Source organism: Collinsella ureilytica (genome assembly GCF_019795105.1).
In the GTDB taxonomy this organism is placed as follows: domain Bacteria; phylum Actinomycetota; class Coriobacteriia; order Coriobacteriales; family Coriobacteriaceae; genus Collinsella; species Collinsella ureilytica.
Genome location: NZ_JAIMFO010000004.1, coordinates 546,294 through 558,450 on the forward strand (window position 1 = coordinate 546,294; position 12,157 = coordinate 558,450).

Below are 12,157 nucleotides of genomic sequence, written 5' to 3' on the forward strand. Positions count from 1 at the left end.
CTACTCAATCATGGCACGCTCAAGCGTACCTAAGGCAAGGCGAGCGTCCCAAGCAGGAATACGCTTTTCGGTCTTCCAGGTTTGGAAATACCAGCCCTTTGTCGTCTCAAAACTCGCAAGCTGATTGGCTACAAAAACACGTTCGTAGGCAGCGCGCCCCTCTGGAGTAACTGAACTACTCGAAAGCACCGCAGACCCAGACCATTCACCCACAATGACCGGAAAGCCAGCTCCGTGAGCTCGACTGATCAGCTGACGATTGCGAGTGACAGCCCCAGAGATTCCTCCTGGCGACGTAATATCGCAGGCAGTCTCATCTCGATAGTGGTACAGATGTAAATCCATAATGACATTTACATACCGAGCGCCACGCATAAAGCCGCGCCACCGACCCGGATAACCAGAGCACGAAAATACAACAGCCTTCTCTTCAGGCATATGCATACGCACCAGCTGATAGGCATCGCGGTAAAAATTTCGCAGGTAGTGAATAGGAATGCCATCGGTCACCGTAAAAAGATCACGGCGAACACTCATGGCTGGAGAGTCCAAAAGTTCAATACCAAAAAGACCCTCGCGCGTGCCATAGCGTGCCGCCAAGCGCTCAAGCGTATCGAGGGCAACCTGGCGTCCACTGGTGCTCGAATGCCATTCAGCAATGAACGAGGGAGAAGCCGGAGGATCGCTGGAATCTCCCTGTCCGCCCGGTACGGTTGCCAGATCAAGCAAGACTGTAAGATTGTATTTCTCAGCCCACTCTATGGCACGATCGATATAGTCAATTACCGGAATATGGCTACCGCACTCCCCCTGTGCGCCAAAGGCATACCAAGGCACCGGCAAGCGCACCGAGTTGAGACCGATCGTAGCCATGCGACGAAAATCGTCTTCAGTAATAAAGGATTCGTAGTGTTTGCGTAGGCGATCAGAATAGAGGCTGCAGCCCACTGCTCGCTGCAGCTCAATCTCATTTGAAGCACCTGTCGCCTCAAACAGCGAGGGACTCACCCAAGGCTCAGGAATAAACCAGCCAGCAAGATTTACACCACGAATACGATCAGTGGTAACGGAGCCTAAACGAGGTCTCGTGAGGCCTGCAATATTCACTCGGAAAGCCACGCCTCTACCTTTCTCATGAAAAAAGCGCCCGGCATGCCTGCCGAGCGCCTTCAGATCAACTGGTGGCTAGGAAGGGAGTCGAACCCCTGACACGCGGATTTTCAGTCCGCTGCTCTACCAACTGAGCTACCTAGCCATCATGTCCGCCGTCAGACGGCAGCCAGAACACTATACCAAAGGAGGAGATAGGGTCAAGCAGAAAAAATTGAACGTTCTTCTTGCGCATACGTTCAGACGCTTTCTTTTTGCCAGTATGAGAGCCTTAAGCTGCATCGCATTCTTAGTTCTCAAAGCAGCACCTCCAGATAGTTTCGGATTTTTACCTCAACACCAAGAGCGCGAGCGCAGGAAACCAGCTTCATAGGATCACAATTTCTGCTCTGCACATAAGCTTTCATCGCAGGAGAGACGATCTGAAGATCAGGCGTGCCTTGACCCCGGACGAGGTCGCAAAGCGTCCTTTCAACGTCATATGCCCTTACTGTGTTTCCGTACTCAGTCTCTACATTACAAAGGCCCAAGTCGAGAACATCATCGACGCAGGTACGGGAAATAACTCCTGCTTCCCTAGCAGAGCTTGCGTTATAGCTCCGAGGAAAAGTCATCGTAGGAGCGAAGGGTGCGCGGTCGGTCATACCAAGAAGAAAGAGTGCTGTATCGTCTGAAAAAACTCCTCGAGAAAATCTATGTTGCAGGATAAAAAGAGGGTCTTCCCACACGTCCGGAAGCGCGTAAAGTCCGCGATCTAGCTGAACGAGATCACCGATGCTTACGGCTTCTCTCAGCTTCCGCCTGGGAATACCGGCATCGGTCGCCTGCATCGAAGTAACATAGCCATTGCTAGCTGAGGCAATGTCCATTAGAGCGCCCATCGCAGCTCCTTTCCTGTGCGTACTATCACGCTTAACATTATCAATCATTCAGCGTGTATGTACAATTCTGAGGCAAACTTGCTTTCCTTTCTGACGAACGTCACCCTCCTCCTCACTTTCCAAATTGAAGGCTCAATCAAGATGCACGTATCCAGTCGGAGCGCCTGCGTTCTTTCCCGCACTATCTCTCTGAAGCTCCGTACTGCTCATAGCGACGCGAGACATAAGCGCTAACAGCTTGGGCACTAGTCAGCGATGGAAAATCGCTCGAGCACAAAAGCAGATCCCGCACATGTCATAAAGCGCCACGGCTGAGCTGCTGCCTCCAATCTGAGGAGCTTGCCTTGAATATCAAAGAAGGCGATATCGAGCGCAGAGCGCATAAAGCAGGTATGAACTGCGGAACAATTGGGAAATGCTAAAACAAACAGCGCGTTAGATACTGAAGAAGCTATCGAAGCTACTCCAGATACAGCTCGGTCAGATTTTAGCAGAAAAATCATGCCAAACAGCCGCTTAAAAAATGTGTCCGCCACGATGAGATGCGAGCCCTCCCAGCCAACACAGACAAGCGCTTGCTCAACAACTCCCCTCTCAATAGCCGACAATTCATGTTGGCTATGAGCTCGCTTTCTACCTCTCACCAGCGCAGGAGAAACGAGACAGCTCGAGGGCACAGCCTGGCTTTGAGGTCGCTGCTTACACTCATGCAAACAACCCCTTCGACGCCGCGCAGAAAGACTTTTCACCTGCGCAGCGGGCTCAAAACCAAAGCATGCTCTATCTCTCTTATTGCTCATATCACCACTCCTGGCCTCCACGGATCAATAACAATCTCTCGTGTATGCGAAAGCACAGCCGGAGCTCCCAGATCGACACCGGCAATAGACAGTTCTTGTGGCCAGGGGATATACCGCAGCGTGCAACGATACGTTCGCAGTGTCCCCACAAGGGCAAGTATGCTCTCGCTCGCCTGATGTGCTCCCTGGCCAGCTCCTGTGTCCACTGACACCTCAATCTCAACACGCTCATCATCCATTGCACGTACAAGCTCTGAGCGAATCACATCGGCAGAAGCTGCCGGTGCCGCGCCTTCGCCACCTACGGGTGAAGCGCCGTGAGCTAGTACCAAATCGGGTGCCGTCCGATCAAAACGAGCCACCGCCGATACAAAGATCATGAGATTCCACACGATGAGTGCACACACGATCAAGACAGGCGCGACAAGAGCCATCTCCACCGTTGCCTGGCCTCGGTTCTCTCGCCATATCTGATTCACGCTCATGCTTGCCCACCCACCACATCTCCAACGCGGACGGCAAGTGGAATGGAGCCACCACCAGGTAAAGGAAGCTCAGCCAGTACAATCTCTTCACCTGCTAGGTGCTTTTCTGCCTCGTATCCTAAGGCAGCAAGTATTGCTGAGGGATCCGTAGTGCTCAAAGGAATCGACCGAATGAGATCTTGCGTATTGGAAAGTCCCGGCATATCAGCATGAGCAAGCACAAGAGACGTATCGCAAAGCACAGGTTTTCGATAGCTAAGATCAACCGGCTCAAGCCCAATACCTCGCATAATCGAGCGCACACGATCACCCAGCCAACGCGCAAGCGGACCGGCTCCAAGCATATCCAGGCCACCCATCATGCGTCCAAGCAAGGCATCGGCACCTTGAGCAATATCCCCATAGGAAATCAGCAAATCTCCCCATAGATCTAAAACGCTACCTACGATTCCAACAACTGGAGAAGCTCCTGCTTGGCGCTCGATATTTGAAAAGAATAAGCCCAGCATATTATTTTCACGCGTAGCTGGATCTGGAGCCAAGACCGCAGCCGCAATCGCCCCGCGCGAGCCTATGGCAGGAGTAGGAGCGAAAACGTCGGAAAACACAGAGGGCTCCTCAAGTGCACCCGACCCCACCAAGGCCACACAACCTTTTCGACCAGGAGGGGCAATGCGAGGGCGCTTACCCGCTAAGCGTGAGAGTGCATCTTCAAACGCATCTGCAGCACCTTCTGCCTCCTTTTTTGCCTGCCGTTCTAATGCAAGCTCCTTATTTCGAGATGTCTCGTAATCTTTCAGCGCCTCGGTAAATTCGCGCAAGTGATACTCAAAACCATTTTCTATGCTCGTTGAAGCTGCAGGCACACGTCCCAAATCAACCGTACTCATTGAGCAGATAGAGCAGATCGCCGCCTCGCTCGTATCAGTTGCAGAAATGGGTAGCAAAGCACCAGGGGCGCCAGGAGCACCCGGACAATCAGATCCATAATGCAAGGTGAGCTTTCCATCCTCGTATGTACTTGGCCACATCGCCTCTGAGTAGAGCGTTGACTCCTTGAGCTCGCGGATATTTCTGGGCAAGAGCGGTATGCGTACAATTACCTCTTCATCGGTTTCCTGGTACTCAGAAGCCTCCATTTCCTGGGATGCAAAGGCGTAAAACGCACGACGAGCCGCAGCATCTGCCTGCGCTTTCACGCTCTTGCCCAAAACGGGATCATGGTCTTTTCGCCAGCGATAATACGCGCGAGCTCGATTCAGACCCACTGTTGGATTCCAAGTAAGACTGGACGCATATCGTGGATTTTGATCCTCGGAAATGCCAGAGAGATGCCCCGCTCGCTCCCACATGCACATGCCAGATCGCCCGCAATCTGCCTCCCAGGCGCGACGTTTATCCTGCTCAGCCTCCTTTGAGGCCTCTGCTCGCGCGCGGGCAACTTCTCCCAGATCATGAGAGGCATCCCTCAAAGAATCGGTCGGCACTCCCACCTCATCGAGGGCAGGAAACTCAGAAGCAGACGCTCGTGGTATTGCAAGAGCTGTCCCGGCATATGAGATTCGTTCGCTTGATTGAGCAGCACAGGTTCGTGTAGCTGCAGCTGCCACGAGATACGGCAGGGCTTTTTCGAGCGTAGAAAGCCCGTTAGATGCTGAAGCGGCGAAGTCATTTCTCAGCTCAATCATTCTGAGCCCTGCTTCTACCGCCTGCTCTGCCGCAGCTGCGGCTCCCGGAATAAACAAGCCTGCCATACCCACACCAAGGGTACACATGCCGGTTAAACCCAAGGTCAAAATGCTCGCATCTACCACCGTAGCAGCCGTGTGATATGAGGAGACAACATTGGCACCAGAGAGCGCTGTGGCATCTGCCGCAACTTGAACATCTCCTGAACGTGCAAGCACCCACGCCGCGCTTGCAACCGAAAAAGTAAGGGCAAACACCATGAGCATGGATACCGCAGCGGTAAGACTCGTATATGCCCCTTCCTCCAAGAACAGGTCAATGCCCCATCGCGGCCGCAGACGCTTCCGCCGCTTGGCATCCTTCGTGCAAAACGGCCGTTCACGCACCCCAAACAGATACCCAGGATCCATAGCTTCCCTCCAACCACGATGGTCGTCCGCGATAGGCAATCTCTGAACTCAGCTCTACGTCTCCTCGAGCATTGCGCGTGCCAAAGGCGGCTACAAATGCACCGAGAACTGGCAAGGGTCGTACCGCACCCGTAATCCCAACAGAAACCTCACCTGCTTCTCCACCACGTGAAAGCTCAATGTCCCAAGCGAGTGGGCCGCCTGCATGAAAGATGGCGAGATCGGGCACAGCAGCAAGGCGACGCAGCGCAAAGGCTCGATACGCCTCATCGCCTTCATGCTCAGCCGTAATCATGAGGCGGGCGGTTTGAGCAGCTGCTGCTTCCATAACCGATTGGGTAAGCATCAAACAAACCGGCTGAAGCGCGAGCAAGATCAGAATGAGAAAAGCAGGCAGCAACAGCGCCGCCTCAACACTTGCCTGCGCAGTATCTTCGCGAAAGACATCTCTTGAACGTATCCCAACCTGTGTCAAACGCAGGGTCCATCGCTTAGTACAGGGCAATATCAAAAAGCCCTGAGCCGCCAAGCACATGAGAAGTCGCACGTTCAACCAAGCGAGCGAGCACGCCTGCTTCAGCTGCACGCCAGATCGCTGCAATCCCCAGCACAATCGAGAGTATCGCCATCGTTGCCAGAGCATACTCAAGCGTTCCTTGAGCCGCCTCTTCAGCAGCAAAGGCCTTAAGGCACCGCAACACCTTTGAGCACGGTGTGAACACATCATTCTGCATACTCCCCTCCTCTGAAGTACTCACGGCGCTCGGAGTGACCAACGGTATGAGCGCGCCATTCTGCATACTCCCCTCCGCTTTTCATTGCACACCAACTCCTTGGAACGCAATCCGCAGCACACGCACGCTCGAAAGCTCATCAGCCTCATCCGCATGCACCATCACTAGGTCGACTGAACCAGTAGCGGCGCGAATCAAAGCGCCCCAGATATTGCCATGAATATCCAAATAGCCACTGGTCTTTAAGGTGTAACCCCCGGCATCGCGGTAGCTCGTGAGCAGCATTTCCGCTGTTTCAGGCAGGCTTTTAGCCTCCTCCCATCCAAGCGGAACTGCCTCGCTCGCATGCCTTGACTCTATCTGTGCTAAATCGTCCAAAAAGCTCGCTTGAGAACTGGAACGCGCAGGTGCATCAAGAGCCTCTTGTACACGCTCAACATCTTGCTCAAGCGTAGATGGAATATCGTCTCCAGTCCCTGGATGTAGCCAAACCAAAATGGCGCACGCACAGGTGAGTGCCGCAGCAGGCGGCAACCACACACGAACACGCCCGCTCATAAGCTATTGATCCCAGATGAAATGGCATCCCAAAGCTCTGTGATCTTCCCTCTAAATGCAATGATCGCAATGATGGCAATCACCACCAACACGCCAACAAGGATGGCGTACTCAGTCGTGCCTTGGGCTCGCTCTTCTTGTGCCAAAAGAGCCAGCCGTTTCATACCTCTTGCTAATGCCGTGCTCATGCCCTCAAACATAGATACCTCATTTCATTCCGCCCGCTGCAAATAGCGGACCTAATATGGACAACAAAAGTGCCGGCAAGATGAGGGTGCCGGTAGGGATCAGGAGCTTCACAGGAGCCCGTTCAATCTGGCGCTCCACTTCTGAGCGATGAGCTGCACGGCACTCCTTGCCCTGCGCCGCGAGCGTTTCTGCAAGCGGGGCACCCAAATGCAGCGAACGACCAATTGCTGCAGCAAAGGGTTCAAGCGCTTTAACTCCGGCTTGAACCGCCACCTGATGCAAAGCTTCCTCACGGGTAGTCAGCCCCATCTGCCAGCTGAGTTTTGCCTCAGCCATCAAGCGCGCAAGGACACTCTTACGTTCTGCGCAAAACACCTCAAGTGCAGCATCAAAAGAAAGGCCAGCTCGCAAGCCAAGCTGCAAAACGTCAATCATTTCTGTTACATCTGCAAGGCCTGGTGCAGATGCGCGAGCATGACCTCCAGCTAAGGTGTGCAAGCGCTCAAAGATCGGAAGAGCGAAGCGGTGAAGCTGCTGCCCAAGATGGCGTACCGCTCCCATCAGCTCTACTCCGTCTCCTCCCGTAAGCCTCCAAGTAAAACCTGTGCAAGCCACCACCATAAGTGCTGCCAGGCTCATAACCATCGCTTCGTTCATCAGAGCCTCACCTGCATAATTTTTTTGATAATGAGCCAGGCCACCAGATTGAGTGACAGAGCAAACACCATGGATAACGCACCCACCGGGCAAGCTATTCCACGACGAAAGTCTTGAGAAAGCAGCGAGAGCGCTCCGGCCATGGCCACCGGCATCAGCCCTACCATCCGAGCAGACATTCGTGCCTGAGCGGTTTTAACATCCAAGAGCCGCCGTAACTCAATGCGAGCGCCCACGAGCTGAGTTGCACGCCCTAAAAGATCTTGCATGGGCGCACCGGTGCGTTCAGATACCTTTAATGCGAGGGTCACCAAGTTCAATCCAGCAACAGGCAAGCGTATGAGCAAGGCATCGAGAGCTTGAGTGGCCGGGATCCCACAATCAATGGCAAGGCTCACGCGGGTAAACTCCGGACGAATTGGCTCAGACGCATGCCCACCTACAAAACGCATGGCCTGCGAGAGCGAACAGCCCGAACCCAAGGCAGCAGACAGGGCACCAAAGGCCTCAGGCATAGCAGCCTCAAGCTCCTGATTTCGCTGGCGGGCGCGCATGCGCCCTTTAGCTATGAGCAACACCCCAGGAAGAGCCGCCATGGGCAGAAAGACAACAGGCGCTCCCGCAATGAGTACCCCCACCATGCCCGACGCAAGCGATCCCACTATGAACAGCCCGAGATGGGCTTGGCTCAGACGTAGATGATTCACCACTCCGGCTGTGCTACCTGCCGTCTGGTCGATGTATGACACAAAGGACGAGCCTGAAATCTGATCAGCTGCGCTACTGGCTCCCTGTCTTATACGCCGGCTTGCCGAAATATCAAACTCCTGATGTGTGGGGGCGACCATACGGCGTTTTTCCTGCGCACGAGCAGGTGAGCTCCCAAGTATCCGACTGACCAGCGGCAACTCGCTCAATTCGCGAAGTACTCGAGCAAGCAATCCGTCTCCATCTGATTTGCATCCCAGTTGCATGGCAAAACCACCCAGGTGCGTTGCAAGCGCTGCAAACCAATGGCGCATTCCCCCGAATCGATCCTCGAGGCCAGAGGGAGCTGATCGTGCAAAGCGAGCGTTTGTACCGGCAGCTTTACCCGCCCCACGCAGACCACCAAAGCCAGAGCGGCCATACTTGCCATAGCCGGTGAGCTGTAAGTCTACAAGCGCTACAAAAACTGACAGGCCAGCAAACAAGCCTACGCCGATGGGCATGAACGTCTCCATGCTTCTACCTCCTCCCAACTCAGGGCACCCGCACGACAAGCATCTTCAATAAAGACCGGCTCTTGTATGAGAGCCCAACTTGCATCCGCTTGATGAAAAGAAACGTACTCGGTCAGGCGCACGCCCCCGCCAGCTGCTCGGCTCACTCCCGAAAATCCAGCTACAAAACGGCGTCCATCTGCACGCCGAAGCGACATCACAATCCCGTCAATTGCCATAGCGATTTGCTCTTCAATAAGGTCACTCGGAAGATCAATTCCATAACGGGCAAGCAACGTGAGCCGCACAATCGTCTCTTCAGCACTTCCTGCATGAAGCGTTGTGAGCGAGCCATCGTGCCCGGTATTCATAGCCTGCAACATGTCAATGCACTCGGCACCGCGCACCTCACCAACAACAATCCGATCAGGCCGCATACGCAAGGCATTTGCCACCAAGTCTCGAATAGATACCGCTCCCTCTCCTTCAATGGAAGCGGTACGAGACTCAAGCCTCACCACATGCGGATGATGGTCAAATCTGAGTTCAGCTGAGTCTTCAATCGTCACAATCCGCTCTTTGAGCGGAATCTCAGATGAAAGGGCATTTAGCAGCGTGGTTTTTCCCGAGCCAGTGCCTCCAGCAACCGCCAGATCCTGTCTCAGTCTGACCGCAAATGAAAGGAGCTGGGCGTACCACTCAGGCAGAGCTCGTAGGGCTACAAGCTCCTGAAGCGTGCCAATACGATCCGAAAACTTCCTGATCGTTAAGAGCGGGCCATCAAGTGCAATAGGAGGAATGACTGCATTGACTCGGTAGCCATTGGAAAGCCGAGCATTTACCAAGGGGCTTCGCTCGTCGATACGCCTGCCAATAGGAGAAATAATCCGATCAATAATGATTCTGATCTGTTCTTCAGACTCAAAGAGAGCACCTAAGGGATGCAGCGTACCAGCACGTTCAAAAAAGGCTGAACCGGCTCCGTTCACCATAATCTCTGTAATCGCATCATCTTCAAGTAAGGACTGCAAAGGGCCGAGCCCCACCACATCATCCAAGATTCGATCAGCCAGCTCATCTCGCTGGTGCGCCTCCATCGTGCTCGGAGCTGCAGTATTGAGCACCGCCTCCACCGCTGGCCGAAGCTCTTCTCGAGCACTCTGAGGCTCCGCTTCAGCAATGCGAGCCACCTCGCTCAGGCCAACGCGCTCAAGCAGGGCACGCTTTGCCTCATCTTTTAAGGCGCGCATGTTTTCAAACTCTGGGTCTTGAATCTCGAGCCCAGCTTGATGCACGCGCTTCGCTAAGCTCATCGTGGCTCACCTGCCTTGTCCCAGGGAAGCCGAATTCTGAGGCCTCCTGAGTCTTGCTCGCTTGGCTTTCCAAAACCCTCAGGCACGGCACAGCCCAGCTCTTTCAAAAGCGAGCTCGTACATGTTTGAATAGCGCTCGTCAGACGACTCTCTCCTCGCGCCAAATCTTCAAGACGTCCAAATGAAAGGAGGCCTGATACCTCACTGCCCCCATCGGGGATGCGCACCCGGCTGTGCAAAGAGAGAGCCATTTCAAAGCGAAGGGCAAACTCCTCGTTTAAGCTCGAAGCTGTGCAGCGGTTTAAAACGCTCACCATCTTGGTTCGAGCCACGCCTAAACGAGCAGCAAGCTGAGCTATGCGCGCCGCAGACTCTGGCTGGGTGGGGCCGGGTGCTCCCACGACCAGGCAGCGATCGCACATTGCAACCGCAGCAGCCACCGCATCTCCCCAGGCAACCGATGTATCGATAAAAATCACATCAGCGGGATCACGCAAGGCGAAGATGAGCTGCTCAACAGCTGTGCCCATAGACTCTGCAAGCTCCGGGCGCTCAAGCGAGCCCCATAAGGTGAGGCCGGGGCTCACCATCATCGCCGTCGCTTCAATTGCCGTCTCAGATACCGAGTCTGAATCTTTGAGGAGCCGCGCTAAATCGACCGGATCATCGATCCCCATCAAGGCAGGCAAATTGCCATGCATCAAATCAAGATCAATAACGGCTGTGCGCAAACCCATACGCGCAGCAGTTGCTGCCATGAGCCCGACAACGCTTGATGTGCCAACTCCCCCTCGCCCAGCAATCGCGCAGATCACCGGAGCTCCCGGCTCAGAAGATGTCGACCGACCACCCATGGCTTTACGCGAAGCCACCTCATCAAGCCCGTCAATCTCATCAGGCTCTTCAAGCTCGTCAGACCTGCCAAGCTCGTCGGGCTCATCGAGCCCATCAGGCTCGTCAAGCGCAGTCGTCATGCTGCTCGCATAATGAAAAGCAGTCCTATCATGAACTTGCCTCGCCGGTTCAGCATAAGCGTCCATACCAGATGCGCTCTTTGCTGGCTCCTTGCTGTGGGCGACAGCGCCAGCACTCGTAGCCTGCCGCAAAGCCCCCTTCGCACACGCCTCTTTTGATGAGACCGGCTCACAAGAGCTAGAGCTACCGCCCGCAACAACCTCCGTGGCACCTGCATAAAAAAGCCGAGCAATCAGACCCGGATCCAAACGATCACACATCACGATGAGCGGGCATGTTACAAGCTTTGCCACACGCTCAATCAAAGAAACCGCCTCATCATCGGCAAGATCTGACGTTGAGCACAGCATGCCCGCGAGAACTCCAGCGTCTGCCTCAATCAAACTCAGCACGTTGTCCGAAGAAGCAAGGCGCACCAACTGCGCTTCTGCGTCGCGTGCGTGCACCTCTTGACGCACACATGCAAGCTCACATGGCTTGCAGCTTATAGCCCAGATTCCAGCCATCATCCCTCCTTTCCTGTAGCAACTGCCGGTAAGGTAAGAGAGATCGGTGCCTGAGATGCAGCAAGCAAGACCTCACGCACATGCTCGGGCGCAACCGCAAGGCTCACCCAGGATATTTTTGTATTGCCCTCTGCACGTGCGCTGGTATCCAGCACGCAAGCAGAACAGATGAGATCAGCAATTCCATCGCGTGATACATAGACATCAACCGCATCACCGCGAGCAAGCGAGCCTCCCACCGAATGCTCTGCATCACTTGCAACTGCTAAGGCAACCGTGCCAGCTGGCACCTCAGCCCCACGCTCTCGCGCGAGAAAATACTGCGGACATAAGACCGCCCGGCGCGGTATTCGAGATGTGGCGGTCTTGCCTTGTGTCTCAGCCATTGACGTTTGAGCATCTGCGGGAACTAGGGACGCTACCCAATCTTCTAACACCACATTTGCAGCATCAATGACCTCGCCTGGCTCAATATCACGCGTGGCAACAAGTACCTGCACGAGCTCTCCGCCAAAGCGCTCCATAGTCTCACGCTGCGTGCGTGCAGCCTCAGCTTTTACCGAGGTGGCATAGCCAAAGGCAAACAAAGCCGCTGCTGCGCCTGTTGCCAAACTAATCAATAGTCTCATTTTCGGTTTCACCGAACCT

General features: G+C 54.4%; 14 protein-coding genes and 1 tRNA gene. All 15 read right to left on the bottom strand.

Annotation, left to right across the window (positions count from 1 at the left end; all coding sequences use genetic code 11):
- A complete protein-coding gene (locus tag K6V98_RS02405; RefSeq protein ID WP_371734503.1) occupies positions 1-1,119 on the bottom strand; it encodes a glycoside hydrolase family 5 protein in 1,119 nt (372 codons plus the stop codon).
- Between the two features lie 60 nt (positions 1,120-1,179).
- Positions 1,180-1,255 (bottom strand) — tRNA-Phe (locus K6V98_RS02410).
- 151 nt (positions 1,256-1,406) lie between these two features.
- Positions 1,407-1,991 (bottom strand): type IV toxin-antitoxin system AbiEi family antitoxin domain-containing protein, encoded by a 585-nt coding sequence (locus tag K6V98_RS02415; RefSeq protein WP_222198950.1) that lies wholly within the window; start codon positions 1,989-1,991, stop codon positions 1,407-1,409.
- Between the two features lie 245 nt (positions 1,992-2,236).
- Positions 2,237-2,704 carry a DUF192 domain-containing protein gene (locus tag K6V98_RS02420; protein ID WP_306792671.1) on the bottom strand — a complete coding sequence of 156 codons (468 nt, stop codon included), beginning with the start codon at positions 2,702-2,704 and terminating at the stop codon, positions 2,237-2,239.
- 83 nt (positions 2,705-2,787) lie between these two features.
- On the bottom strand, positions 2,788-3,276 hold the full coding sequence (locus K6V98_RS02425) for a TadE/TadG family type IV pilus assembly protein (RefSeq protein WP_222198952.1): 489 nt from the start codon (positions 3,274-3,276) through the stop codon (positions 2,788-2,790).
- Positions 3,273-5,375 carry a hypothetical protein gene (locus K6V98_RS02430; RefSeq protein WP_306792672.1) on the bottom strand — a complete coding sequence of 701 codons (2,103 nt, stop codon included), beginning with the start codon at positions 5,373-5,375 and terminating at the stop codon, positions 3,273-3,275. Before K6V98_RS02430 ends, K6V98_RS02425 begins: the two co-directional genes overlap by 4 nt.
- Complete coding sequence (locus tag K6V98_RS02435; protein ID WP_306792673.1) at positions 5,344-5,850, bottom strand: TadE/TadG family type IV pilus assembly protein; 507 nt, start codon at positions 5,848-5,850, stop codon at positions 5,344-5,346. The genes K6V98_RS02430 and K6V98_RS02435 overlap by 32 nt, the downstream gene beginning before the upstream one ends.
- A 16-nt stretch (positions 5,851-5,866) precedes the next feature.
- Positions 5,867-6,109, bottom strand: coding sequence for a hypothetical protein (locus tag K6V98_RS02440; RefSeq protein ID WP_222198954.1), 243 nt, complete (start codon positions 6,107-6,109; stop codon positions 5,867-5,869).
- 81 nt (positions 6,110-6,190) lie between these two features.
- Positions 6,191-6,667, bottom strand: a complete 477-nt coding sequence (locus K6V98_RS02445; protein WP_222198955.1) for a hypothetical protein — start codon at positions 6,665-6,667, stop codon at positions 6,191-6,193.
- Entirely contained in the window at positions 6,664-6,831 is a 168-nt protein-coding gene (locus K6V98_RS02450; RefSeq protein ID WP_306792674.1) for a hypothetical protein, read from the bottom strand. The genes K6V98_RS02445 and K6V98_RS02450 overlap by 4 nt, the downstream gene beginning before the upstream one ends.
- A 43-nt stretch (positions 6,832-6,874) precedes the next feature.
- Positions 6,875-7,513 carry a type II secretion system F family protein gene (locus K6V98_RS02455; protein ID WP_306792675.1) on the bottom strand — a complete coding sequence of 213 codons (639 nt, stop codon included), beginning with the start codon at positions 7,511-7,513 and terminating at the stop codon, positions 6,875-6,877.
- Complete coding sequence (locus K6V98_RS02460; protein WP_306792676.1) at positions 7,513-8,736, bottom strand: type II secretion system F family protein; 1,224 nt, start codon at positions 8,734-8,736, stop codon at positions 7,513-7,515. Before K6V98_RS02460 ends, K6V98_RS02455 begins: the two co-directional genes overlap by 1 nt.
- Positions 8,709-10,028 (bottom strand): TadA family conjugal transfer-associated ATPase, encoded by a 1,320-nt coding sequence (locus K6V98_RS02465; protein ID WP_222198956.1) that lies wholly within the window; start codon positions 10,026-10,028, stop codon positions 8,709-8,711. Before K6V98_RS02465 ends, K6V98_RS02460 begins: the two co-directional genes overlap by 28 nt.
- Complete coding sequence (locus tag K6V98_RS02470; RefSeq protein ID WP_222198957.1) at positions 10,025-11,509, bottom strand: CpaE/TadZ family protein; 1,485 nt, start codon at positions 11,507-11,509, stop codon at positions 10,025-10,027. The genes K6V98_RS02465 and K6V98_RS02470 overlap by 4 nt, the downstream gene beginning before the upstream one ends.
- A complete protein-coding gene (gene cpaB / locus K6V98_RS02475; RefSeq protein ID WP_222198958.1) occupies positions 11,509-12,150 on the bottom strand; it encodes a Flp pilus assembly protein CpaB in 642 nt (213 codons plus the stop codon). Before cpaB ends, K6V98_RS02470 begins: the two co-directional genes overlap by 1 nt.
- Positions 12,151-12,157 lie beyond the last annotated feature (7 nt).